Source organism: Streptomyces cadmiisoli (assembly GCF_003261055.1).
GTDB lineage: Bacteria > Actinomycetota > Actinomycetes > Streptomycetales > Streptomycetaceae > Streptomyces > Streptomyces cadmiisoli.
On record NZ_CP030073.1, the window covers coordinates 2,337,879 to 2,361,251 of the forward strand.

20 protein-coding genes are annotated in these 23,373 nt (G+C 72.5%); 5 read left to right on the forward strand and 15 right to left on the reverse strand.

Going from position 1 to position 23,373, the window contains the following annotated elements:
• Positions 1–37 precede the first annotated feature (37 nt).
• Entirely contained in the window at positions 38–874 is an 837-nt protein-coding gene (gene fdhD / locus DN051_RS09735; protein ID WP_112438521.1) for a formate dehydrogenase accessory sulfurtransferase FdhD, read from the reverse strand.
• Positions 875–1,350: 476 nt separating this feature from the next.
• Here fdhD and DN051_RS09745 point away from each other — a divergent pair, with 476 nt between their 5' ends.
• Positions 1,351–1,722, forward strand: a complete 372-nt coding sequence (locus DN051_RS09745; protein ID WP_053761150.1) for a thioesterase family protein — start codon at positions 1,351–1,353, stop codon at positions 1,720–1,722.
• A gap of 106 nt (positions 1,723–1,828) precedes the next feature.
• Here DN051_RS09745 and DN051_RS45775 read toward each other — a convergent pair whose 3' ends face one another.
• From DN051_RS45775 to DN051_RS09765, 5 genes are all read right to left on the reverse strand, one after another.
• Complete coding sequence (locus tag DN051_RS45775) at positions 1,829–1,993, reverse strand: hypothetical protein (RefSeq protein WP_199314911.1); 165 nt, start codon at positions 1,991–1,993, stop codon at positions 1,829–1,831.
• Positions 1,994–2,232: 239 nt separating this feature from the next.
• A complete protein-coding gene (locus DN051_RS09750; protein ID WP_053761149.1) occupies positions 2,233–2,859 on the reverse strand; it encodes a DUF1345 domain-containing protein in 627 nt (208 codons plus the stop codon).
• A 57-nt stretch (positions 2,860–2,916) separates the two neighbouring features.
• Positions 2,917–3,084 (reverse strand): hypothetical protein, encoded by a 168-nt coding sequence (locus tag DN051_RS47785; RefSeq protein WP_162624900.1) that lies wholly within the window; start codon positions 3,082–3,084, stop codon positions 2,917–2,919.
• 495 nt (positions 3,085–3,579) lie between these two features.
• Positions 3,580–5,886, reverse strand: coding sequence for an FdhF/YdeP family oxidoreductase (locus DN051_RS09760; protein ID WP_053761148.1), 2,307 nt, complete (start codon positions 5,884–5,886; stop codon positions 3,580–3,582).
• 36 nt (positions 5,887–5,922) lie between these two features.
• Positions 5,923–6,441 (reverse strand): SRPBCC family protein, encoded by a 519-nt coding sequence (locus tag DN051_RS09765; protein WP_053761147.1) that lies wholly within the window; start codon positions 6,439–6,441, stop codon positions 5,923–5,925.
• A 290-nt stretch (positions 6,442–6,731) separates the two neighbouring features.
• Between DN051_RS09765 and DN051_RS09770 the strand changes: the two genes are divergently transcribed.
• Both DN051_RS09770 and DN051_RS09775 read left to right on the forward strand, forming a co-directional pair.
• On the forward strand, positions 6,732–7,391 hold the full coding sequence (locus DN051_RS09770) for a hypothetical protein (RefSeq protein ID WP_053761146.1): 660 nt from the start codon (positions 6,732–6,734) through the stop codon (positions 7,389–7,391).
• A 204-nt stretch (positions 7,392–7,595) separates the two neighbouring features.
• Positions 7,596–8,258 carry a hypothetical protein gene (locus tag DN051_RS09775; RefSeq protein ID WP_053761145.1) on the forward strand — a complete coding sequence of 221 codons (663 nt, stop codon included), beginning with the start codon at positions 7,596–7,598 and terminating at the stop codon, positions 8,256–8,258.
• 23 nt (positions 8,259–8,281) lie between these two features.
• On the opposite strand, the gene DN051_RS09780 is transcribed toward DN051_RS09775, so the two are convergent.
• From DN051_RS09780 to DN051_RS09820, 9 genes are all read right to left on the reverse strand, one after another.
• Complete coding sequence (locus tag DN051_RS09780) at positions 8,282–9,826, reverse strand: NCS1 family nucleobase:cation symporter-1 (protein ID WP_053761144.1); 1,545 nt, start codon at positions 9,824–9,826, stop codon at positions 8,282–8,284.
• A gap of 136 nt (positions 9,827–9,962) precedes the next feature.
• Complete coding sequence (locus tag DN051_RS09785; RefSeq protein WP_053761143.1) at positions 9,963–10,982, reverse strand: TIGR03842 family LLM class F420-dependent oxidoreductase; 1,020 nt, start codon at positions 10,980–10,982, stop codon at positions 9,963–9,965.
• Positions 10,983–10,993: 11 nt separating this feature from the next.
• Positions 10,994–12,394 (reverse strand): dihydropyrimidinase, encoded by a 1,401-nt coding sequence (hydA, locus tag DN051_RS09790; RefSeq protein ID WP_053761142.1) that lies wholly within the window; start codon positions 12,392–12,394, stop codon positions 10,994–10,996.
• Positions 12,395–12,443: 49 nt separating this feature from the next.
• Positions 12,444–13,286: a nitrilase-related carbon-nitrogen hydrolase gene (locus DN051_RS09795; RefSeq protein WP_053761141.1), complete on the reverse strand. Its 843-nt coding sequence runs from the start codon at positions 13,284–13,286 to the stop codon at positions 12,444–12,446.
• Between the two features lie 178 nt (positions 13,287–13,464).
• A complete protein-coding gene (locus tag DN051_RS09800) occupies positions 13,465–15,102 on the reverse strand; it encodes a PucR family transcriptional regulator (RefSeq protein WP_246040985.1) in 1,638 nt (545 codons plus the stop codon).
• Between the two features lie 225 nt (positions 15,103–15,327).
• Complete coding sequence (locus tag DN051_RS09805; protein ID WP_112438522.1) at positions 15,328–16,614, reverse strand: aspartate aminotransferase family protein; 1,287 nt, start codon at positions 16,612–16,614, stop codon at positions 15,328–15,330.
• Positions 16,611–17,453 carry a nitrilase-related carbon-nitrogen hydrolase gene (locus DN051_RS09810; RefSeq protein ID WP_112438523.1) on the reverse strand — a complete coding sequence of 281 codons (843 nt, stop codon included), beginning with the start codon at positions 17,451–17,453 and terminating at the stop codon, positions 16,611–16,613. The genes DN051_RS09805 and DN051_RS09810 overlap by 4 nt, the downstream gene beginning before the upstream one ends.
• Positions 17,454–17,611: 158 nt before the next feature.
• On the reverse strand, positions 17,612–19,126 hold the full coding sequence (locus DN051_RS09815) for a hypothetical protein (protein WP_112438524.1): 1,515 nt from the start codon (positions 19,124–19,126) through the stop codon (positions 17,612–17,614).
• A gap of 127 nt (positions 19,127–19,253) precedes the next feature.
• Complete coding sequence (locus DN051_RS09820; RefSeq protein WP_112438525.1) at positions 19,254–19,505, reverse strand: helix-turn-helix domain-containing protein; 252 nt, start codon at positions 19,503–19,505, stop codon at positions 19,254–19,256.
• 32 nt (positions 19,506–19,537) lie between these two features.
• Between DN051_RS09820 and map the strand changes: the two genes are divergently transcribed.
• On the forward strand, positions 19,538–20,305 hold the full coding sequence (map, locus tag DN051_RS09825) for a type I methionyl aminopeptidase (RefSeq protein ID WP_053761136.1): 768 nt from the start codon (positions 19,538–19,540) through the stop codon (positions 20,303–20,305).
• A 429-nt stretch (positions 20,306–20,734) separates the two neighbouring features.
• Positions 20,735–23,272, forward strand: a complete 2,538-nt coding sequence (locus DN051_RS09830; protein WP_053761135.1) for an ATP-dependent Clp protease ATP-binding subunit — start codon at positions 20,735–20,737, stop codon at positions 23,270–23,272.
• Positions 23,273–23,373: the final 101 nt, after the last annotated feature.

Genomic DNA, 23,373 nt, shown 5'->3' on the forward strand with positions numbered 1-23,373 from the left:
ACCGTGCGCCGGCCCTGCCGGGGTCCTCGCCCCGCGGTCAGGCGACCTGCTGCGGACTCAGGCGCTCGGTTCCGGTGTAGACGTTCATCGAGGTGCCGCGCAGGAAGCCGACCAGGGTCAGCCCGCTCTCCGCCGCCAGGTCCACGGCCAGCGACGACGGCGCCGAGACGGCCGCAAGCAGCGGGATCCCGGCCATGACGGCCTTCTGCACCAGTTCGAAGGAGGCCCGGCCGCTGACCATGAGCACGGTCCCGCGCAGCGGCACCAGTCCCGACCGCAGGGCGTGTCCGACGACCTTGTCCACGGCGTTGTGACGGCCAACGTCCTCGCGGAGGCAGAGCAGTTCGCCGTCGCCGCTGAACAGTCCCGCGGCGTGCAGCCCGCCGGTGCTGTCGAACACCTTCTGGGCCGCGCGCAGCCGGTCGGGCAGCGCCGACAGCAGTTCGGGCCCTACGCGCAGCGGATCCCCGGCCACCGACCACGCGGCCGTGGTGCGCACCGCGTCCAGGCTCGCCTTGCCGCACAGGCCGCAGGCGGAGGTGGTGTAGAAGTTCCGCTCCAGCGACGCGTCGGGCGCGGCGACACCCGGGGCCAGCGCGACGTCCACCACGTTGTACGTGTTGCCGCCGTCCGCGGTGGCGCCCGCGCAGTAGCGGACGGCGGTCACCTCGTGGGCTGCGTGCACCACGCCCTCGCCGACCAGGAATCCGGCCGCCAGGTCGAAGTCGTCGCCCGGGGTGCGCATGGTCACGGTGAGCGGGCGCCCGCCGACCCGGATCTCCATGGGCTCCTCGGCGGCCAGGGTGTCCGGCCGGTACGAGGACGTCCCCTCCCGGATGCGCAGTACCCTGCGTCGCGCGGTCACTCGCCCCATCGTGTGCGGTCCTCTCCTCGGGGTCCGGTTCCCGGCGCCGGGGCCGGCACACGGTGCCGGCACCGCCCTGCTGTGATCATCGGACACGGCGCGCCCCTGCTGTGATCATCGGGCACGGTGTGCCGTCGGCGGGTTCAGCCACGCGCGGGAAGGGGTTCCACGCGCGTGGGCACGGGTTCCGCCCGTCGCGCAGCGTACGGCGGGCCAGCCAGCCGATGATGGCGACCTCGCTGAGCAGGTGCGGGGAGGCCGGGGCCAGTCGTCCGCGGGAGGCGTGCACCTGGCACGAAGTCAAAGAGGCACTTTCGATGAGGTGATCGACGCGGCCTGTCACGCCGTCGCGTCCCACGCGCCCTCCCGCGCGGCCTCCGTGCGGGCTCCCCTGTGGCCTCCCGTGCCGGGGCACCGCGCGGGGGCAGGGACCCGCCACGGTGTCGTAGGCCGGGACCGCGTGCGGGGGCGGTTAGCGTGGTGCGATGCGACATGTGGTGACCGACGCCGACACCGCGGTGTCGGTGGGCAGCGGCGACGTCCCCGTGCTCGCCACCCCGCGGCTGATCGCCTGGATGGAAGCGGCGACGATGGTGGCCGCGGCGCCGTTCACCGACGCCGGCCAGACGACCGTGGGGACCGCGATCCGTGTCGAGCATCTGCGCGCCACACGTGTCGGCGGCCGGGTCGAGGTGGTCGCCGAGGCACCCGCCGAAGCCGCGGGCCGGCGCCTGACGTTCCCGGTGCGGGCCGTCGACGCCTCGGGCCGGCTGGTCGCGGACGGTGAGATCGACCGGGTCGTCGTCGATCGCCGGCGGTTCCTGGCCGCGGCGTCCGCCCCTCCGGCGGACCACTGACCGACGTCGTCAAGACCTCACCGGACCGCGACCCACGGGCCGCCCGCTCCGGCCCGCCCGCCGGCGTCGACCCCGCACCCACTCTCGCTCTCGCCCTCGCCCGGATCTACTCCTCCCGTTCGAAGTCCGCCTCCCCCCGTTCCGTGTCGAGCGCCCGCTGGGCGGCGAAGTACAGGTCGTGCACAAACCTCCGGGCCTTTTCCGGCGACAGCTCGGGCACCTCGCTGAGCAGCCGTTCCGTCCAGGTGCGGATGTTCTCGTCGTCGCTCATGACTCCAGCCCACTGCCTCCGCGCGCCGGCCGCCACCGCAGCCGTCCGGACGGCTGGTCCCGCGGTTCCGGTCCCCGGCGGAGCCGAGCCCGCTCACGGCGCCTGCGGCCCGCCGTGCCGCCGCGTACCGGTGGCCGCCCGGACAACCGCTGCCTGTCGAGTCATCGGCGGCACCTCTTTGACGCCCGCCGGAAATGGTCCGACGATGATCAATGACGGTGTCGGCCGGAATGACGGTGTCAGCCGGTCACGATTCCGGCGACGAGGTTGATGGCAGTGGCGAGGATGCTGGTACCGAAGACGTAGGACAGCAGGGAGTGCCGCAGCACCATCGCCCGGACGGCCGAACTGGAGACGTCCGTGTCGGACACCTGGTACGTCATGCCGAGGTTGTAACTGAAGTACAGGAAGTCCCGGTACGCCGGTGGGTGAGGGGAGTTGAAGTCGATTCCGCCCGCCGGTGTCACGTAGTAGGTGCTCGCGTAACGGGTGGCGTACATCAGGTGCAGTGCCGACCAGGCCATGAACACACCGCCCAGGGCCGTCGCGGCGTGGGCGGTGTCGGAGTGGCCGAGCAGCAGCACCACGATGCCGGCCAGGCCGCACAGCGCGGCGGCGATGACGACGAGTTCCTCGGCCAGCGGACGGAAGTCCTCGCGTCCCGCGTTGCGGCGCGTGGCGACGGCGTTCATCGGCCACAGCACGAACCAGCCCGCGACCACGAAGGACGTCTCCATCGCCGCGATACCCGCGAGCACCCCGAGCGGTGTGTCGGTCGCCAGGCCGACGACCGCGCCGACCACCGCTCCGAGGGCCACCGCCCCGGAGAGCCGGGGAACCGCGGACAGCGGCAACCAGGAACCCATGAGCCCCAACCGTAACGGCCGCACCGCTGGTCAGCCCGCTCATACCGCCGTCAGGAGTCAGGGGCGGCGGTCGGTCGCCGGTGTGGCGCGGGTTCTCTCGCCGCGCGGCGCACTGGCCGTGCGGCGGGTGGACGGGGCGCTCGGCTTCGCTCTGCGGGCGGCGCCGGCCATGGCGCTGGTGGCACTGCCGATCGTGCCGGCGGCCGGCCCGACCTGGCCGTCCACGCCATGCTCGGTTCCTTCACCACCACCTTCGGGCGCGATCTGCCCTATCCGCGCCGGGCCCGGGTCCTGGCGCTGGTCGGGGTGGCCATGACGGCGTGCGTGGGATGCGGGTCGGCGCTGTCCGCGCTGGTCCAGCCGAGGGAAGGGGCGGCCGGCGCCTACGTGGTGGTCGCGGCCACGGCCCTGGTCGCCGGATCGGCCAAGTTCGTGTGCGACGCGACCCGGCTGGGCGGGCTGGGCGCGGTGCTGCTGCTGTTCTCCTTCGCGGTGGCCGCCAACACCCCGACGGCCGCCGCCGACGTCCTGCCGCAGACGGCGCTGGCCGCGGCGGCCTCGGCGGTGGCCTGGGCCCTGGCCGTGGCGGGGCGGTTCGTGCACCCGGACCGGCCCCAGCGCCTGGCCGTCGCCGCCGCCCTGCGGGCGCTCGCCGACGCGCTGGAGGAGTCCGCCGCGGGGGACGGGACCGGCCCGGTCGCGCGGCCGGCGCCGCCCGGGTCAGCCCGCGAAGGCCGGCGTGCCCGTGGGCTCCAGACGGACCACGATGCCCTTCGACGTCGGCTGGTTGCTGAACTCGGCGACGCTGTCCAGCGGCACCAGCACGTTGGTCTCCGGGTAGTACGCGGCGGCGGAACCAGGGGTGGTGGGGTACGGCACCACCTCGAAGTCCTCGGCGCGGCGCTCCGCGCCGTCCGTCCACACACTGACCAGGTCGACGTGCCGGCCGTCCGCGAGGCCGAGGGCGGCCACGTCCTGCGGGTTGACGAGGACGACGCGGCGGCTGCCGTGGATGCCCCGGTACCGGTCGTTGGGCGTGTACGGGACGGTGTTCCACTGGTCGTGGGAGCGCAGGGTCTGGAGCAGCAGGTGCCCCTCGGGCAGGTGCGGCGGCTCCCAGTCGTTGCGGGTGAACAGCGCCTTGCCGAGCGGGGTGGGGAACACGCCCTCGTTGACCGGGTTCGGCAGCCGGATGCCGCCGGGGCGCGCCACCCGCCGGTTGAAGTCGTGCAGTCCGGGCACGATGCGGGAGATCCGGTCGCGGATCGCACCGTAGTCGGCCTCGAACTCCTCCCACGGGACGTCCGCCCTGCCGTCGAGGGTGCGCCGGGCCAGCCGGCACAGGATGGCGACCTCGCTGAGCAGGAGCTTGGAGGCCGGCTGCAGCCGCCCGTACGAGGCGTGCACCTCGCTCATCGAGTCCTCCACGGTGACGAACTGCTCGCCGCCGGCCTGGAAGTCGCGTTCGGTGCGCCCGAGCGTCGGCAGGATCAGCGCCGTCCGGCCGCACACCGTGTGCGACCTGTTGAGTTTGGTGGAGATGTGAGCGGTCAGGCGGCACGTGCGCATGGCCTCCTCGGTGACCGTGCTGTCCGGGGCCGCCCGGACGAAGTTGCCGGCGAGGGCGAGGAAGACCTTGATGCGGCCCTCGCGCATCGCCCTGATCGAGTTCACCGAGTCCAGCCCGTGGGCGCGTGGCGGGTCGAAGCCGAACTCGCCCTGGAGCGCGTCGAGGAACGAGTCCGGCATCTGTTCCCAGATGCCCATGGTGCGGTCGCCCTGCACGTTGCTGTGCCCGCGCACCGGGCAGGCGCCGGCGCCGGCCCGGCCGAGGTTGCCGCGCAGCATCAGGAAGTTCACGATCTCTCGGATGGTGGGCACGCCGTGCCGGTGCTGGGTGATGCCCATGGCCCAGCAGACGATGACCCGCTCGCTGCGCAGGACGTCCTCGTGGACCCGCTCGATCTCCGTGCGGGTCAGCCCGGTCGCGGCGAGCACGTCCTCCCACTCGACGGCCCGGGTGTGCTCGGCGAACTCCTCGAAGCCGCTGGTGTGCTCGGCGATGAACTCGTGGTCCAGTACGGTGCCGGGCCGGACGTCCTCCGCCTCCAGCAGGAGCCGGTTGAGTCCCTGAAAGAGCGCCAGGTCGCCGCCGGGACGGATGTGCAGGAACCGGTCGGCGATCTGGACGCCGTGTCCGATCACCCCGCTCGCCTTCTGCGGGTTCTTGAACCGCAGCAGGCCGGCCTCGGGCAGCGGGTTCACCGCGACGATGCGGGCGCCGTTGCTCTTGGCCTGTTCGAGTGCGGACAGCTGGCGCGGATGGTTGGTCGCCGGGTTCTGCCCCACCAGGAAGATCAGGTCGGCGTGGTGGAGGTCGTGGAGGCTGACCGTCCCCTTGCCGGTGCCCAGGGTCTGGTGCAGGGCGAATCCGCTGGACTCGTGGCACATGTTGGAGCAGTCCGGCAGATTGTTGGTGCCGAACGCCCGGGAGAACAGCTGGAGCACAAAAGCGGCCTCGTTGCTGGCCCTGCCGGAGGTGTAGAACACCGCCTCGTCGGGTGAGTCGAGGGACGTCAGCTCCGCGGCGAGCAGCCCCAGCGCATCGCCCCAGCTGATCGGCTCGTAGTGGTCGGAGTCGGGTCGCTTGACCACCGGTTCGGTGAGCCGTCCCTGCTGGTTCAGCCACATGTCGGACCGTCGGCCGAGGTCGGAGACCGAGTGCCGGCGGAAGAAGTCGGCGGTGACGCGCCGCGTCGTCGCCTCGTCGTTGATGTGCTTGGCGCCGTTCTCGCAGTACTCGTTGCGGTGCCGGTGCCCCGGAGAGGGGTCGGCCCAGGCGCAGCCCGGACAGTCGATGCCGCCGACCTGGTTCATGGTCAGCAGCGTCACACCGGTGTTCTTCGCCGACGTCTCCTGGAGGGAGTACTCCAGCGCGTGCACCACGGCGGGCACACCCGCCGCCCATTTCTTGGGCGGGGTGACGGTGAGCGATTCCTCCGGTTCTTCGTCGGGCGCCTTGTGCATCAGGTTGCCTCTCGCTCGGCAGGTGCGGCACGAGGGTCAGCCGACGGGCCAGCTGGCCACCCGGCTCCTCGGGGGTGCGGGTTCCGCCGGCAGGACGCGCCCGTTGCGGATGGTCCCCCGCCAGCCCCCGCCCTCTTCCCCCAGCCCCTCGATGAACTGCTTGAAGTGCCCGAGCTCATGGCGCACGACGCGGCCGGCCGCCCGGGAGGCCCCGGTCAGGGGGGTCCTCGCGCGGCGGGGCTCGACCTGGATCCGCACCGTGACCTCCGTGCCGCCCGCGGCGGACGGCCGGAACCACACCTCGCCCCGATGGCTCGGGCGGCGCTCCAGGCTCCGCCAGATCAGACAGGTGTCCGGTTTCTGCTCCACGATCTCCGTCTGGAACTCGCGGCGCACAGGTCCGAGGCCGATGACCCAGACGGTGACGGCGGGCCTGACCTGGTCGACCCTCTGCACCACCGACATGAACCGCGGAAAGCTCTTGAACTGGGTCCACTGGTTGTACGCGGTGCGCACCGGGACCGCGACCTCGATCTTTTCCTCAACGGTGTTCATGGCTCACCCATCGTCAGGGGCCGCTTCCCCCAGTCTCACCGCCGAAACGGCGGGTCGCCACATGGATCTTCCGTCCGGCGGGGGTGCCGGCCGCGCCCGGCGGACCCCGGTGGACGGCCGGTCCGGCGGGCCCGCACGGACGAACGCGCACCCCCGGCGCCGGTGCGGCAGAGTGTTGTTGTCGCGGGTCCGGACGGCTGATCGCGCCGGGCCGGGCCACCACGGCGCGCGGCCGGGCGCCGGGCACCCGCTCACGGCGCACGGCGGCGCACGGTGTGCCGGGAGGATTCATGCACGAGAAACCACTCAGCAAGATCGCCGCCGAGCTTCTGCATCTGCACCCGCCGGGGTCGCACCCCTCGGCGGACCGGTCCGCGCCGACCGGTTTCGCACTGGACCCCGTCGCGGTGAGCGAGTTCGTCGCGGACCGGCTCGACGCCCCGGGCGAGGCGGCGCTCGCCGACCAGGTGGCGCGGCTGGTGCCGTTCCACTGGTCGCTGCCCAATACGATCGCCGCGGAGCTGTCGCAGGTCACCGATCACGTCGGCGGCCAGCCCGAGCTGCTGGCCTGGCTGGACCGGTACCCGGGCATGCCACGGCTGACGGCGCGGCTGTACGTCCTGATGGGGCTGCTGGACCAGTACAGCTCGGACGACGCGGTGGTCACCGCGCTGCGCGAGTTCCGGCAGCGGACGCCGTACCCGGAGGGCCTGCGGGGGTATCTGGTGCCGGAGACCGACGACGAGACGCTCGGCAGCCTGGCCTACCGGATCGAGGAGGAGCTCGGCGACGGCCGGACCCACGAATCGGTCGAACTCGCGCTCGCCACGGAGCAGTGGCTGCGGCAGGTCGCGCCGCGCGCCGAGGAACTCGACCCGAGGCTCGGCGACATGGACGAGCTGCTGGGCCACACCCGTGAGGACATCCGGACGGCGGCCGCCGAAACCTGAGCGCCCCCGCACGCGACGCGCGCCGTCGTGCGGCCACCGCCCAAGCAACGGACATAACCGGACACACAACGCATCATCGGTACGCCCGAGTTACCGCGCGGGCACGGAGCGAGTTGGCACTTCCGCCCCACAGTGACTCGTGTGACACTGGCGTCCCGTCCGCAGTGCGGACCCCTCCGCACCGACCCCCATGAGAAGTGCGCCTTGCGTTCTCTTCCTCTGCCGCTCGCCCTCTTCGCCCGTCTGACCCCCGTCGTCGTGCTCGCCTGTGCGGGCTGGGCCCTCAGTTCGAGCCCGGACTCGTCGGAGCCGGAGACCCAGGACCGGGCGGCCGGCCGGAGCGGGGGCCAGTCCGCGTCGGCGCCGTCCGAGACGGCCGCGGCGAAGACCTACACCGATGCCCCCGCGCCCTGCACCGCGCTGGCCAAGAAGTCGATCACCTCGCTCGTGCCGAACGCCAAGACGGCCGGCAAGGAGATCGCGTCCACGGACGAGTCGGTCCGCCGCACCTGCTCCTGGAACGCGCTCAAGGGCTACGAGTACCGCTGGCTCGACGTCTCGTTCGAGATCAGCGACTCCGACGACGCGGCGCAGAAGAAGTACAGGGAGCGGGTCGAGGAGAAGCGCGGCGGGGGCGAGGTCCCCGGCGTCGGCGCGGAGGGCTACTCCGTCGTGAACCTCACCACCGAGGACGGGCAGAAGACGCGCGAGGCCGTGGCGATGGTGCGCGCCGCCAACGCGCTGGTGGTCATCACCTACAACGGCTCCGACTTCGAGTCGAAGGACGCGCCCAGTTCGGACGAGATGAACAAGGGCGCCATCAAGGCGGCCAAGGAGGCGGTGGCCGCGCTGGAGGGCGGCCGGTAGACCGGCCGCCCTCGGAACGGTTCTCAGGAAGCGGCGCGCTCCCTCGGCAGCATCAGGGCCACGTACAGCAGCAGCGACGTGGCCAGCCCCACCGCCCAGCCGTAGTCGGCGAGCGGCTTGAGGAAGGGGATCAGCCCGTCGGCCGGGAACGGACCCGTCTTCGTCCCGTCCGCCCCCACCCCCGAGTACGAGCCGCCGACCGCGAGGACTCCGCCGACCAGGAAGGCCGCGACGGCCCTCAGGTTCCAGCCGGAGGAGTACCAGTACCGGCCGCCGGGCGTGTAGAGGTCGGGCAGGTGCAGGACGGTCCTGCGGACGATCCAGTAGTCGGCGATGAGGATGCCCGCGACCGTGCCGAGCAGGCCGCCGACCACACCGAGCCAGGTGAAGATGTAGAACTCGGGCGTGGAGATCAGCTTCCACGGGAAGATCAGGATGCCGACGACGCCGGTGATCAGCGCGCCCGTACGGAAGTTGATGAACCTGGGGGCCAGGTTGGCCAGGTCGTACGCCGGCGAGACGACGTTCGCCGCGATGTTCACCGAGATGGTGGCGACCAGCACGGTGATGAGCGCGAAGAGCAGGCCGAAGACGTTGTCCGTCCGGGCCGCGAGGGCGACCGGGTCCCAGATCGCCTCGCCGTAGACCACTTCGGAGCCCGAGGTGACCAGGACGGCGAGGATCGCGAAGAGGGTCATCGTGGTGGGCAGGCCGAGCGACTGGCCCCAGGTCTGGGCCCGCTGGCTGGCACCGAAGCGGGTGAAGTCGGGGATGTTCAGCGACAGGGTGGCCCAGAAGCCGATCATGCCCATCAGGGAGGGGAAGAAGACCGGCCAGAAGTCGGCTCCCCAGCCCAGCCGGGAGGGCTGCGACAGCAGCTGGCCGAATCCGTCGGCCTGCACGGCGATCCAGACGAGCAGCACGAACGCGCCGACGATCACGAAGGGCGCGGCCCAGTTCTCGAAGTGCCGCAGGAAGTCCATGCCGCGGTGGATGACGGCCATCTGCACGGCCCAGAACAGCAGGAAGCACAGCCACAGCGGCCAGGGGTTGCCGGCGATCTGGCCGGCTTTCTCCCACTCACCGCCGGTGAGTTTGGAACCCAGCAGGAAGATGCCGCTGCCGCCGATCCAGGTCTGGATGCCGAACCAGCCGCAGGCGACGGCCGCGCGGATCAGGGCCGGGACGTTGGCGCCGCGCAGTCCGAAGGAGGCGCGGGCGAGCACCGGGAAGGGAATGCCGTACTTGGGCCCGGCGTGGCCGGTGGCCAGCATCGGCAGCAGCACGATGACGTTGGCGAGGGCGATGGTGAAGACCGCCTGCTTCCAGTCCATGCCGAGTGCGACCAGGCCGGAGGCCAGGGTCCAGCTGGGGATGCAGTGCGCCATGGAGATCCACAGCGCGGCGAAGTTGTACGTCGTCCACTTGCGCTCGGCGACCGGGACGGGACGCAGGTCTTCGTTGGCGAAGGGGCTGTCGGCGGGATACGCCTCGGGGGCGATCTCTATCCGGCCGTCGGCGTCGGCGGTCTGGGCGGCGGGCGACCCCGTGGGGACTGTGTCGGTCATGAGCAGGCCAATCGACGAAAAGGGGACGGGAGAGGCCGTGCGGGGGCCTTGGGCCCCTCCCCGGTGCGCGAGGAGGGGAGACAAGGTGTGGGGGGTCGGATCCGCGCCGGCGCGCGCGATTCCCGAAGGGGTGCGGTCAGGCGTTGACCGCGGGGATGACCTGCGCGCCGTACGCGTCGATCACCGCTTCCTGCGCGTCGTGCATGTCGTAGACGGCGAACTGGTCGACGCCCAGTTCGCGCAGGGCGTTCAGCTTCTCGATGTGCTTCTCGACCGGCCCGACGAGGCAGAACCGGTCGACGATCTCGTCGGGCACGAACCGGGTGTCGGGGTTGCCGCTGCGCCCGTGGTGGGAGTAGTCGTAGCCCTCCCTGGACTTGATGTAGTCGGTGAGTTCGTCCGGTACGGCGGCGGAGTGCTCGCCGTACTTGGCGACCAGGTCGGCGACATGGTTGCCGACCATCCCGCCGAACCAGCGGCACTGCTCGCGTGCGTGGGCGAGCGCCTCGGGCGAGTCGTCCTCGGTGACGTAGGCGGGCGCGGCCACGCAGATCCGCACCTCGGAGGGGTCGCGTCCGGCGGCTGCGGCCGCGTCCTTGACTGCCTTGACCATGTACTCGGTGAGATAGAGGTCGGCGAGCTGGAGGATGAACCCGTCGGCCTCCTCACCGGTCATCTTCAGGGCCTTGGGGCCGTACGCCGCCATCCAGACCGGAAGCCGGGCGTCGTCCTTGATCCAGGGGAACCGGATCACCGTGCCGCCGAGATCGGCCTCCTGACCGTTGCCCAGCGCCCGGATCACCTTCATGGCCTCGCTGATCCGGGCCAGCGTGTTCGGCTTGCGGCCGGCCACGCGCATCGCGGAGTCGCCGCGGCCGATGCCGCAGATCGTGCGGTTGCCGTACATGTCGTTGAGGGTGGCGAAGGTGGAGGCGGTGACCTCCCAGGTGCGGGTGCCCGGATTGGTGACCATGGGCCCGACCGTCAGCCTGCTGGTGTTGGCGAGGATCTGGCTGTAGATGACGAACGGTTCCTGCCACAGCACGGCGGAGTCGAAGGTCCAGCCGTGTGTGAAGCCGTTGCGTTCGGCCCGCTTCATCAGGGAGACCACTCGCGAGGCCGGCGGGTCGGTCTGGAGTACGAGTCCGAAGTCCATGAGCACCGCTCCTAGCTGAGGTACTGGCAGGTGGAGCGGGGGGTGTACGCGCCGTGCCCGGCGTGCCCGGTGTACTCCCGCTCGGTGATGACCGGTTCGCCGCGCGAGAGGACGGTCTCGACCCGGCCGGTGACGCGCTTGCCCTCGTAGGCCGAGTAGTCGACGTTCATGTGGTGCGTCCCGGCGGACAACACCTGCTCGGCGTGCGGGTCGTAGATGACGACGTCGGCGTCGGCGCCGGGGGCGATGGTGCCCTTCTTCGGGTACATGCCGAACATCCGGGCGGGGGTGGCGCAGGCGATCTCGATCCAGCGGCGCCGGGTGATGTGCCCGTCGACGACCGCCTGGTGGAGCAGGTCCATGCGGTTCTCGACGCCCGGCAGCCCGTTGGGGATCTTGGAGAAGTCGCCGCGGCCCAGCTCCTTCTGCCCGACGAAGCAGAACGGGCAGTGGTCGGTGGAGACCACCTGGAGATCGTTCGTGCGCAGGCCCCGCCACAGGGCCGCCTGGTGCTCCCGCGGGCGCAGCGGGGTGGAGCAGACGTACTTGGCGCCCTCGAAGTCGGGCTCGGCAAGGTTGTCGGTGGACAGGAACAGGTACTGCGGGCAGGTCTCGCCGAAGACGTCGAGCCCCTCGTCACGCGCCCTGGCCAGCTCGGCGACCGCCTCCATGGCCGAGACGTGCACGACGTACAGCGGCGCCCCGGCGACCTGCGCCAGCCTGATCGCGCGGTGGGTGGCCTCGGCCTCCAGCAGCGATTTGCGCACTTCCCCGTGGTAGCGGGGGTCCGTCTCCCCGCGGGCCAGTGCCTGCTCCACCAGCACGTCGATGGCGATGCCGTTCTCGGCGTGCATCATGATCAGGCCGCCGTTCTCGGCGGAGCGCTGCATGGCGCGCAGGATCTGGCCGTCGTCGGAGTAGAAGACGCCCGGGTACGCCATGAACTGCTTGAAGGAGGTGACGCCCTCCTCCACCAGCAGGTCCATCTCCTTGAGCGTCTCGTCGTTCACATCGGAGACGATCATGTGGAAGCCGTAGTCGATCGCGCAGTTGCCCTCGGCCTTGGCGTGCCAGGCGTCCAGGCCCTCGCGCAGGGTGTGTCCGACGCTCTGCACCGCGAAGTCGACGATGGTCGTCGTGCCGCCCCAGGCGGCGGCCCGGGTGCCGGTCTCGAAGGTGTCCGAGGCGAAGGTGCCGCCGAAGGGCAGTTCCATGTGGGTGTGGGCGTCGACACCGCCCGGGACGACGTACTTCCCGGTGGCGTCGATCACCCGCTCGGCCGTCCAGGCCTCGGCGGCCGGGGTGCCGGAGGCTGCGAGGGCGGCGACACGGCCGTCCTCGATCAGGACGTCGGCGTGGATCTCGTCGGACGCGGTGATGACGAGTCCACCACGGATGACGGTACGGCTCATGCTCCCTCTCCTTCCGGTCGTACGTGCTGTCGGCGGGGCACCCGGGGGTTCAGGGCGCGGTCAGCGGCGAGTACGCGCCCGGCGCCCGGTCGCGGTAGAACTGCCAGCGGTCGCGGACCTCGCGCAGTGTCGCCATGTCGAGGTCCCGGACCACGAGTTCGGTCTCCTTGTCGCTCGCCGGCTCGCCGACGAACTGCGCCGCCGGGTCCACGAAGTACGAGGTCCCGTAGAAGTCGTTGTCCCCGTACTCCTCGACCCCGACCCGGTTGATCGCGCCCACGAAGTACTCGTTGGCGACGGCCGACGCCGGCTGCTCCAGCTGCCACAGGTAGGCGGACAGGCCGCGCGAGGTGGCGGACGGGTTGAAGACGATCTCGGCCCCGGCCAGGCCCAGCGCCCGCCAGCCCTCGGGGAAGTGCCGGTCGTAGCAGATGTACACGCCGATCTTCCCGACGGCGGTGTCGAAGACGGGCCAGCCGCTGTTGCCGGGGCGGAAGTAGAACTTCTCCCAGAAGCCCTTCACCTGCGGGATGTGGGTCTTGCGGTACTTGCCGAGGTAGGAGCCGTCCGCGTCGATCACCGCGGCGGTGTTGTAGAGGACTCCGGGCTGTTCCTCCTCGTACATCGGCAGTACGAGCACGATGCCCAGCTCGCGGGCGAGCGCCTGGAAGCGCCGGACGATCGGCCCGTCCGGGATCCGCTCGGCGTACGCGTAGAACGCGGGGTCCTGGACCTGGCAGAAGTACGGGCCGTAGAACAGCTCCTGGAAGCACAGGACTTGGGCGCCCTGCGCGGCGGCGTCGCGCACGGCCTGCTCGTGCACCCGGATCATCGACTCCTTGTCGCCGGTCCAGGCGGTCTGGAAGACGGCGGCGCGGATCACTCGGCTCATCGGGACCTCCGGTAGCTCGGTGTGCGGCGAGCCTAGGAAGTCGCGGGGGCGGCGTTGAGTTGCACCGTGTCACGTCTGCGGGCGTCCGGCGTGCCACGGTGTCACCTCGTGCCGGTCCCATGTCTCACCGCCGTTTTCCCAGCTCGTCCCATGTTTCTCCGCTGTTTCACGGCACCGTTCACCCCTGTTGCGCGTCGTGCGCGAGGAGCGCGATGTGCACCGAGGCGGCCTGCTCGAAATCGTCCAGGTCGACTCCCAGACGGGCCTGTATCGCCTCCAGGCGGCGGTAGAGCGCCGGCCGGGAGACGTGGTGCAGCTGGGCGGTGCGGGACTTGTTGCGGCCGGTGGCGAGATAGGTCCGCAGGACGGCCAGCAGATCGTCCTCGCCGCCGCGCAGCAGCCCGTCCAGCTCGCGTTCCGCGAAGGACTGCACGTGCGGGTCGTCCCGCAGCAGCCGGACCAGCCCCCGCAGATGCACGTCCCGCAGCCGGACGACGGCCGGCAGGTCGCGTGCGGCCGGGGAGTCCGCGACGGCGTCCGCCACATGCCGTGCCTCGCGCAGACCGGCGGGCACGTCGTCCCAGGCGGTGCGCGCGCCGGCGGCGGCGACGACCGTCGTCCGGGCACCCGCCCCGGTGCGCAGCCGGGTGGCGAAGCGGGCGGCGAGCGCCTCCGCGTCCTGGTCCCGGGCCAGGCTCAGCAGCACGGCGGTGGCTCCGTCGGCCAGCTCGGCGACCAGCCCCGGCATCCCGAGCAGCCGCAGCACCCGGTCGAGCCGGGCGGCGTCGCCGTCGCGCACCACGAGGGGCACGAACGTGCGCCGGTTGACGGGCAGTCCGGCGGCACGCGCGCGTGGCAGGAGCTGCCGGGCCGGCACGATGCCGCCGACCAGGTCCGTCAGCAGGCTCTGCGCGGACTGCTCCTCCCAGGAGCCGGCCGCGGTGCCGCCGAGCATGCGGTGCAGGACGAGCGCCTCGGCGGCCCGGTCGGCGAGGAGCCGTCCGGTGGCGGTGTCGCCCCGGTGGCCGCAGAGCACGATCCGGCCCCAGTGCTCCCCGCGTCCGCCGAGTTCGGCGCGGATCCAGCCGTCGCCCTGGCCGCCGCCGGCCTGCCGGGCGATGCGGTCCCAGTCGCGCAGCACGTCGTCCACCGCGGACCGCTCCCCCGCCGTGGCCAGGACGCGGTGGGCGAGGTTGGTGACGACGACCGGGCAGGCGCTGTGCTGGGCGACCTCGTCGAGCAGGCGTTGCAGCGGGGCGCCCGCGGTGATGAGCGCGGTCAGCGCGGTCCGTACGGCCTCCGAGAGGCTGACGGCGGCGAACTTCCGCCGCACCAGCCGGGACTGGACCTCCTCGGTCAGCTCCGCGAAGGGGAAGGGCCGGTGCAGGACGACCAGCGGCAGCCCGCACCGCTCGGCCGCCCGTCGCATGACGTCGGGCGGGGCGGGGAAGGCGCGGCCCAGTCCGAGGACGACGGCGGCGGCCTCGGCGCGGTGCAGGGAGTGGATGTACTCGGCCTGCTTGGTCGCGTCGCCAGCCAGCAGGACCCCGGTGGTGAGCACCATCTCCCCGCCGCTGAGCATCACGCCCACGTCGGCGGCCTCGGCGACGTGCACCCAGCGCACCGGCCGGTCGAGCTGCCCGGCGCCGGCCACCACCTCGGGCTCCCCGGCCAGCACCCGTTCCAGACCGAGCACCTGACGGACCGACAGGCCCGGTTCCGGCGGCTCCGGGCGGACCGCCGGGCCGGCCGGGTCCCGGCGTGCGGGGGATCCGGGGGCGGGGACGTGCTTCAAGGGCTCCGAGGCGGTGGTCATGACGGTGTTCCCTTGCTCGGTGTGCTGCTAGTGCCGCGGCAGGCAACGTTCGCCCCGTCGCGACGCCCGGCACGCTCCCCCACTGCCTGCAAGGCGTGGAAGGTGCCCCCACTCACCGCACCGGCCGAAAGCCCGAGCACGTCCAGTACGAGGACTTCCGGCCGGCACGCCGAGAGCACGCACCGCACGCCGCTCCTCGACGGGCAAACGTTGCCTGCCACGGCACTAGCCGATGCTCCTCAGAGCGCGTTCGAGGATCGCGGCGCCCTCCTCGGCCTCCGCGACGGTCAGGGACAGCGGCGGGGCGATCCGCAGGGCGCTGGAGTCGTGGCCGCCTCCCTTTCCGATGAGCAGACCGCCCGCGCGGGCCGCCTCCAGCACGGCGGTGGCCGCCGCCGGATCCGCCTCGTCGGTGCCGGGCCGCGCGATCTCGACGCCGATCATCAGTCCGCGCCCCCGCACCTCCCGGACGGCGGGCACCTGCGCGGCGACGGCGCGCAGCCGCTCGATGAGCAGTCCGCCGACCCGGCGGGCGTTGCCCTGGAGGTCGTGCTCCAGCAGGTACGTGAGGTTGGCCAGGCCCGCCGCCATGGTGATCTGGGTGCCGCCGAAGGTCGAGATGCTGTTGGCGTCCAGGCAGTTCATGATCTCGGCGCGGGCGACGACCCCGCCGATGGACATCCCGTTGCCGATGCCCTTGGCGAACGTGACGATGTCCGGCGGGCCCGCGCTCGCGTGCGCCTGCCAGCCCCAGAAGTGGTCGCCGGTGCGGCCCCAGCCGGTCTGCACCTCGTCGGCGATCCACAGGATGCCGTGTGCGTCGAGGACCTCGCGAAAGGCCGCGTACAGACCGTCCGGCGGCGAGGTGAAGCCGCCCACGCCCTGGACCGGTTCGGCGATCAGCGCGGCCGGCGGGCGGGTGTGGCCGATCAGGTCGGTCAGGTCCGCCACGCAGGCGTCGATGAACTCGGGGTCGCTGAGCGCGGCGTACGGGCCCCGCGTGCGCACCCCTCCGTGGACGTACAGCGTCTGGAGCGGGGACAGCGAGGTCGGCGACCAGCCGCGGTTGCCGGTGATGCCCACGGCGCTGAAGGAGCGGCCGTGGTAGCTGTTGCGCATCGCCAGGATCGTGTTGCTGCGCCGGTGGGTCGTGGCGAGCAGCAGCGCGGTGTCGTTGGCCTCCGTGCCCGAGGTGGTGAAGAAGACCCGGGCGTCCGGGATGCCGGACAACTGGGCCACCCGCTCGGCGAGTTCCACCATCGGACGGTTGAGGTACAGCGTGGAGGAGTGGATGATCCGCCCGGCCTGCTCGGTGACCGCCTTGGTGACCTCGGGCAGGGCGTGGGCGGTCATCGTCGTCAGGATGCCGCCGAAGAAGTCGAGGTACCTGTTGCCCTCGGCGTCCCAGACGTGGCGGCCCTCGCCGTGGGTGATCTCCAGCGGCTCGTCGTAGTAGAGGGCGAGCCAGTCGGGCAGCACGGCCCGGTGTCGGCCCAGCAGGTCCTTGGTCACGGCTGCACCAGCCCTTCGTAGGCGTCGGGGCGGCGGTCGCGGTAGAAGGCCCACTGCTGCCGCACCTGCTCGATGAGGTCGAAGTCGAGGTCGCGGACGACGAGTTCCTCGGCCTTGTCACCGGCCGGCTCGCCGACGAACTGTCCGCGCGGATCGACGAAGTAGCTCGTCCCGTAGAAGTCGTTGTCCCCGTACTCCTCGACGCCGACCCGGTTGATCGCGGCGACGAAGTACTCGTTGGCCACGGCCGCCGCGGGCTGTTCCAGACGCCACAGGTGGGACGACAGACCGCGGTGCGTGGCGGACGGGTTGTACACCAACTGGGCGCCGTTGAGTCCGAGTTGCCGCCAGCCCTCCGGGAAGTGCCGGTCGTAGCAGATGTACACGCCGATCCTGCCGACGGCCGTGTCGAAGACGGGCCAGCCCAGGTTGCCGGGCTTGAAGTAGTACTTCTCCCAGAAGCCCTTGACCTGCGGGATGTGATGCTTGCGGTACTTGCCGAGGTAGGAGCCGTCCGCGTCGATGACGGCGGCGGTGTTGTAGTAGAAGCCGGACTGCTCGACCTCGAAGACCGGTACGACGACGACCATGCCGGTCTCGCGTGCGAGGTCCCGCATGCGCCGCACGGTGGGCCCGTCGGGCACCGGCTCGGCCCACCGGTAGTGCTCCGGCTCCTGCACCTGGCAGAAGTAGGGACTGTTGAAGACTTCCTGGAACCCGATGACCCGGGCGCCCTGCCGGGCCGCCGCACGGGCGTGCTCCTCGTGTTTCGCCACCATGGACTCGGTGTCGCCGGTCCAGGTGGCCTGGACCAGAGCGGCACGGACGACGTTCGCCATGAGCTGCTCCTTCGACGGGACGTCAGCGCCTCTACGCCCGTAGACGCGGGCCGTAGAGGCACGAACGTATGCCTCGGGGAAGTCCTTGCCAAGACCATCGTCGCCAACCCGCGCAGTCGGCGGCGTTTCACACTCCTGTGGGTGATCGACGGCGGCGCTCAGGAGGTGAGTCCGGCCACCCGGAGGGCGTGCACCAGATCCCAGTGCCGCTCGTCGGAGACGCGCCGCGCGGCCTCCAGCAGCAGCGGCACCAGGGTCTGCGGGTCGGGTTCGGCGCTGCGGGCGGCCTCCTCCGGGCTGCGCGCCCGCACGTAGGTGTCGAGCAGTGCGCGCGCCTCGCGCCGGCGGCCCTCCGCGGTCAGGGCGAGCACGGACCCGCCGATCTCGCCGGGCGGCCGGGCGACGCCCTGCCGGAGCATCTGCTCCCCGTCCGCGGTCCGGCCCGCCGCGACCAGCGCGTCGGCCGCGCCGACCAGCCGGCCGGCGGGCAGTGAGGCGGCCTCCCACAGCAGGGTCGCCCAGTCGGCGCCGAGCCCGGCGCGCTCCATCTCGGCGGCGAGCAGCGGGAAGCGGGCGGCGGGCCAGTGAGCGGCCTCGACGAGCAGCATGTGCGCCTCCCCGGTGCGCCCCTCGCCGCGCAACCGGAGCAGTGTCCCGACGATCCCGGCGATCTCCCTGCGCGCCTGCGCGTCCGGCGGATCGGCCCGCGCGTCCGGCGGTTCCTCGGCCGGCTCGGCGGCGGCACCCGCGAAGCGGGCTCCGCGCGGGGCGCCATCGGTCGTGGCGACCGGCTCGGGCGGTGCGGGCGGTGCCGGACCCGTCTCCGGCGGTACGACCACGGGTGCGGCCCCGTCGTCGTCGGCCAGGCCGGCGAAGCGGGCGCCGCCGCGCCGGCGTTTGCGCTCCTTGGCGGGACGAGGGGCGGGCGGCGGGTCGTGGGGGGTGGCGGATTCGCGTGCGGCGGCGGGCGCGTCCGGCGTCGAGGGCGGCGCCCCGGACGCCTGGGGATGCCGGGCCGGACGGGGCGACGGGGCCAGGTGGTCCGGTCCGGGCCGCGAGGCGGGGGCGACGGGACTCTCGGCCCCGTGTCCGCCGCTCCTGGTGTACAGCACCGGCCCCTCCCCCGCGCCGCGCGCCCTGGCCGCGCGCATCCGGCCGTGCGCCGCGCGCCGGTCCAACTCCGCCATGCGGGAGCGCAGTTCGGCACACCGGGCCGAGGCCCGGACGTGGTCGTCACGGGCCCAGGCGAGGTCGACGCGGATGGCGTCGGCGTCCTGCCGGGTGGCGACGCAGGCGAGCCGGCGGTCCAGGTCGGCCAGCCGTTCGGCGGCGTAGCGCTGCTCGCGGAGCATGACGTCGAGCCGGTCGCCGAGGGCGTCGCGTCCGCCGACCCCGGTGTCGTACGCGAGCAGCGCCTCGGCGTGCAGGGGGCGGACCCGCTCCTTCTCCGGGACGGCGACCTCGGGGCCGTACGCCACGGCGAGATCGTCCAGAAGCGCCTCCACCACGTCCCACGGCGGCACCTCCCGCCCGTCGAGGCAGGCGCGCATGCCCTCGGCGTCGCGCTGCCAGAACACCGCGCACCACCCGCCGCGTTGATCCAGGCGGGCCAACAGGCCGTCCAGATAGTTCGCGAACTCCCGTACCCGGGAAGGGTGTTGATCCACTGCCATCGCGCTACCCCCGCAAGACCGGAGCACTACGGCCGGTAGCCAACACCCGCCGTGTTACAGACCGGCTACGGGGAGTTTTCAGGCGGCGGCGCGCCGCGCCCGGTTAGCCCGTTCCGCGGCGATGGCGTCAGACGCCGACCGGTGCGCAGGCTCCGGCCAGTTCGTCCATCGACAGGCCGAGAGCGCGGGCCAGCGCGGCGACCGTGAAGAACGCGGGCGTCGGGGCGCGGCCGGTCTCGATCTTGCGCAGGGTCTCCGCGGAGACGCCCGCACGCGCGGCCACCTCCGCCATGCTGCGGCCACCGCGGGCGTCGCGCAGCAGCCGGCCCAGCCGCTCGCCGCGTTCCCGCTCTTCCGGGGTGAGAGGAGTGCGTACCATGCCACCATTCTAATACCGGTATAGTAATTGGCATGGTGGAGCTGAAGACAGACACATCGATCGACGCCATGGCGGAGACCGGCCGGATCGTCGGGCGCGCGCTGACCGCCGTCCGCGAGGCCGCGGACGTGGGCGTCTCCCTGCTGGAACTGGACGAGGTGGCCCGCGCGGTGCTGCGCGACGCGGGCGCGACCTCCCCGTTCCTCGGGTACCGGCCCTCCTTCGCGCCCACGCCCTTCCCCGCCGTCATCTGCGCCTCGGTGAACGACGCGATCGTGCACGGCATCCCCACCCGGTACCGGCTGCGCGACGGCGACCTGGTCTCGATCGACTGCGGGGCCCAACTCAACGGCTGGGCGGGCGACTCGGCCATCAGCTTCGTCGTGGGCCGGCCCCGCGCGGCCGATCTGCGGCTGGTCGAGACCGCCGAGCGGGCCCTCGCCGCCGGTATCGAGGCGGCGGTCGTCGGCAACCGCATCGGGGACATCGCCCACGCCGTCGGCTCGGTGTGCCGCGCGGCCGGGTACGGCATCCCGGAGGGCTTCGGCGGCCACGGCATCGGCCGCCGGATGCACGAGGACCCGGGGGTCCCGAACGAGGGCCGCCCCGGCCGCGGTATGCCGTTGCGGCACGGCATGGTCCTCGCCATCGAGCCCATGGTCATCGCCGGTGGTCGCGACGGCTACCACGCGGCACCGGACGGCTGGACCCTGTGCACCGACGACGGCTCGCGCGCGGCCCACGCCGAGCACACGGTGGCCGTCACGGAGACGGGCCCGCGCATCCTGACGACCCGCTGAACGTCACGCGCCGCGAGGAACGGCGGGGGGTGCGGCGCGCACGAACGGCCGGGGCTCGGGCGCGCGGGGGCGGGAACGGCCGGGGCGGCGCGGGATTCGATCGGGCTCGGTGCGGGGTCTTGGATCGGGCCCGGTGCGGGGTACGGCGGCACGCGTGCGAGGTGCGTCGGGGCCGCGGCGCGGGGGGCGGCGGGCGCCCGACGCGGCGGCGCGGGGCGGCGAGCGAGCAGCGGTCGACCGGCGCCGAAGGTGCCCGACGGCATCGATCGTGCGAAGGTGTTCTACGAGCCCGCCCAGATGTGACCGGGACACGTCCGGGCACCCGCGTCCGTACCGGCACGTCGAGTACACAGGGCGTCCCGGGCGTTTCCCCGCGTGCCGGGTTCCGCCCGCGGGGGCACCCCTCCGGGACACCTGGAACGGAAGGCCATGACCAGCGGCTTCAGCGGCCCAGAGGGCTACGACGACTCGGATCCCTTCGGCGAATTCCTGGCCCGCTTCTTCAGCGGTCCGCGTCCCGGTCCGCGGCGGGTCGACATCGGGCGGCTGCTCAGCCAGCCGGCCCGGGATCTGGTGCGCAGCGCCGCCCAGTACGCCGCCGAGCACGGCAGCCGCGACCTGGACACCCAGCATCTGCTGCGGGCCGCGCTCACCACCGAACCGACCCGCAGCCTGCTCAGCCGCTCCGGCGCCGATCCCGACTCCCTGGCGTCGGAGATCGACGAGCGCTCCGGCCCGGTGCAGCACCCGCAGGGCGAGGCGCCCCCGCCCACCTCGCTGGCCCTCACCCCGGCCGTCAAACGCGCCCTGCTGGACGCGCACGACCTGGCCCGGGCGAGCGGCACCGGCTACATCAACCCCGAGCACGTGCTCACCGCCCTGGCCGCCAACCCGGACTCCGCCGCCGGGCACATCCTCAACGCGGCCCGTTTCGCGCCCGACGGACTGCCGCCGGAGGCGGCGGAGTCCGCCCAGACCCGTACCGAACGCCCCCGGGCCTCCTCGACGCCGACCCTCGACAAGTACGGCCGGGACCTGACCGACCTGGCGCGCCAGGGCGGGATCGACCCGGTGATCGGCCGGGACGAGGAGATCGAGCAGACCATCGAGGTGCTCTCCCGGCGCGGCAAGAACAACCCGGTGCTCATCGGCGACGCGGGTGTCGGCAAGACGGCGATCGTGGAGGGCCTGGCCCAGCGGATCGCCGACGGCGACGTGCCCGACGTGCTGACCGGGCGCCGTGTGGTCGCCCTGGACCTGACCGGCGTGGTCGCGGGCACCCGCTACCGGGGCGACTTCGAGGAACGGATGAACAACATCGTGGGCGAGATCCGCGCCCACTCCGACCAGCTGATCATCTTCATCGACGAGTTGCACACCGTGGTGGGCGCGGGCGGGGGCGGCGAGAGCGGCTCCATGGACGCCGGCAACATCCTCAAGCCGGCGCTGGCCCGCGGTGAGCTGCACATCGTCGGCGCCACCACGCTGGAGGAGTACCGCAGGATCGAGAAGGACGCCGCCCTCGCCCGCCGCTTCCAGCCGATCCTGGTCCCCGAGCCGACCACCGCCGACGCCATGGAGATCCTGCGCGGGCTGCGCGACCGCTACGAGGCCCACCACCAGGTCCGCTACACCGACGAGGCGCTGATGGCCGCCGTCGACCTGTCCGACCGCTACCTGACCGACCGCCGTCTGCCCGACAAGGCGATCGACCTGATCGACCAGGCCGGGGCGCGGGTGCGGCTGCGGGCCCGCACCAAGGGCACGGACGTACGGGCCATGGAGCGGGAGGCCGAGCAGCTGACCCGGGACAAGGACCAGGCGGTCGCGGACGAGAGTTACGAGCAGGCCGTGCGACTGCGCGACCGGATCACGGACCTGAAGCAGCGCATCGCCCTGGCCACCGGCGACGGGGAGGCCGACGAGGGGCAGCACCTGGAGGTCACCGCGGAGGCGATCGCCGAGGTCGTGTCCCGGGTGACCGGCATCCCGGTGAGCCGTCTGACCGAGGAGGAGAAGGACCGGCTGCTCGGCCTGGAGGACCATCTGCACCAGCGGGTGGTCGGCCAGGAGGAAGCGGTCCGCGTCGTCGCCGACGCCGTGCTGCGCTCCCGCGCGGGACTGTCCAGCCCCGCCCGGCCGATCGGCAGCTTCCTGTTCCTCGGTCCGACCGGTGTCGGCAAGACCGAACTGGCCCGTGCGCTCGCCGAGGCGCTGTTCGGCAGCGAGGACCGGATGGTCCGTCTGGACATGAGCGAGTACCAGGAGCGGCACACCGTCAGCCGGCTGGTCGGCGCCCCGCCCGGCTACGTCGGGCACGAGGAGGCCGGCCAGCTCACCGAGGTCGTACGCCGGTACCCGTACTCACTGCTTCTGCTGGACGAGGTGGAGAAGGCGCACCCGGACGTCTTCAACATCCTCCTCCAGGTCCTCGACGACGGCCGTCTCACCGACTCGCAGGGCCGCACGGTGGACTTCACCAACACGGTCATCGTGATGACCAGCAACCTCGGCTCCGAGGCGATCACCCGGCGCGGTGCCGGCATCGGCTTCGGATCGGGCGGCGCGGAGGCCGACGAGGAGGCACGCCGCGAGCAGATCCTGCGTCCGCTGCGCGAGCACTTCCGTCCGGAGTTCCTGAACCGCATCGACGAGATCGTCGTCTTCCGCCAGCTCACCCCGGAGCAGTTGCACCGGATCACCAACCTGCTGCTGGAAGGCACGCGGCGGCTGATGCACGCGCAGGGCATCACCATCGACTTCACCGACCCGGCCGTCGACTGGCTGGCCCGCGAGGGCTACCAGCCCGAGTACGGCGCCCGCCCGCTGCGCCGCACGATCCAGCGCGAGGTCGACAACCGGCTCTCCCGGCTGCTCCTGGACGGCACGGTGACCGAGGACGACCGGGTGATCGTGGACGTGACGGACGAACGACTCGCCTTCCGCACGGAGCGCACGGCGGCCTAGAGCCTGTCCGCCCGCGCTGCCGGACGATTCCCGTCCGCCCCGCGTCCCGCCCCGGGCCGGCCTGCCTCGCACCCCGGGCCGGGCAGGCGTGCCCCGGAGCC

Excerpts from the sequence above, each read along its gene's own strand:
- fdhD (WP_112438521.1), bottom strand. The coding sequence starts at position 874 with ATGGGGCGAGTGACCGCGCGACGCAGGGTACTGCGCATCCGGGAGGGG.
- DN051_RS09745 (WP_053761150.1), top strand. The coding sequence starts at position 1,351 with ATGCGACATGTGGTGACCGACGCCGACACCGCGGTGTCGGTGGGCAGC.
- DN051_RS45775 (WP_199314911.1), bottom strand. The coding sequence starts at position 1,993 with ATGAGCGACGACGAGAACATCCGCACCTGGACGGAACGGCTGCTCAGC.
- DN051_RS09750 (WP_053761149.1), bottom strand. The coding sequence starts at position 2,859 with ATGGGTTCCTGGTTGCCGCTGTCCGCGGTTCCCCGGCTCTCCGGGGCG.
- DN051_RS09760 (WP_053761148.1), bottom strand. The coding sequence starts at position 5,886 with ATGCACAAGGCGCCCGACGAAGAACCGGAGGAATCGCTCACCGTCACC.
- DN051_RS09765 (WP_053761147.1), bottom strand. The coding sequence starts at position 6,441 with ATGAACACCGTTGAGGAAAAGATCGAGGTCGCGGTCCCGGTGCGCACC.
- DN051_RS09770 (WP_053761146.1), top strand. The coding sequence starts at position 6,732 with ATGCACGAGAAACCACTCAGCAAGATCGCCGCCGAGCTTCTGCATCTG.
- DN051_RS09780 (WP_053761144.1), bottom strand. The coding sequence starts at position 9,826 with ATGACCGACACAGTCCCCACGGGGTCGCCCGCCGCCCAGACCGCCGAC.
- DN051_RS09785 (WP_053761143.1), bottom strand. The coding sequence starts at position 10,982 with ATGGACTTCGGACTCGTACTCCAGACCGACCCGCCGGCCTCGCGAGTG.
- hydA (WP_053761142.1), bottom strand. The coding sequence starts at position 12,394 with ATGAGCCGTACCGTCATCCGTGGTGGACTCGTCATCACCGCGTCCGAC.
- DN051_RS09795 (WP_053761141.1), bottom strand. The coding sequence starts at position 13,286 with ATGAGCCGAGTGATCCGCGCCGCCGTCTTCCAGACCGCCTGGACCGGC.
- DN051_RS09800 (WP_246040985.1), bottom strand. The coding sequence starts at position 15,102 with ATGACCACCGCCTCGGAGCCCTTGAAGCACGTCCCCGCCCCCGGATCC.
- DN051_RS09810 (WP_112438523.1), bottom strand. The coding sequence starts at position 17,453 with ATGGCGAACGTCGTCCGTGCCGCTCTGGTCCAGGCCACCTGGACCGGC.
- DN051_RS09815 (WP_112438524.1), bottom strand. The coding sequence starts at position 19,126 with ATGGCAGTGGATCAACACCCTTCCCGGGTACGGGAGTTCGCGAACTAT.
- DN051_RS09820 (WP_112438525.1), bottom strand. The coding sequence starts at position 19,505 with ATGGTACGCACTCCTCTCACCCCGGAAGAGCGGGAACGCGGCGAGCGG.
- map (WP_053761136.1), top strand. The coding sequence starts at position 19,538 with ATGGTGGAGCTGAAGACAGACACATCGATCGACGCCATGGCGGAGACC.
- DN051_RS09830 (WP_053761135.1), top strand. The coding sequence starts at position 20,735 with ATGACCAGCGGCTTCAGCGGCCCAGAGGGCTACGACGACTCGGATCCC.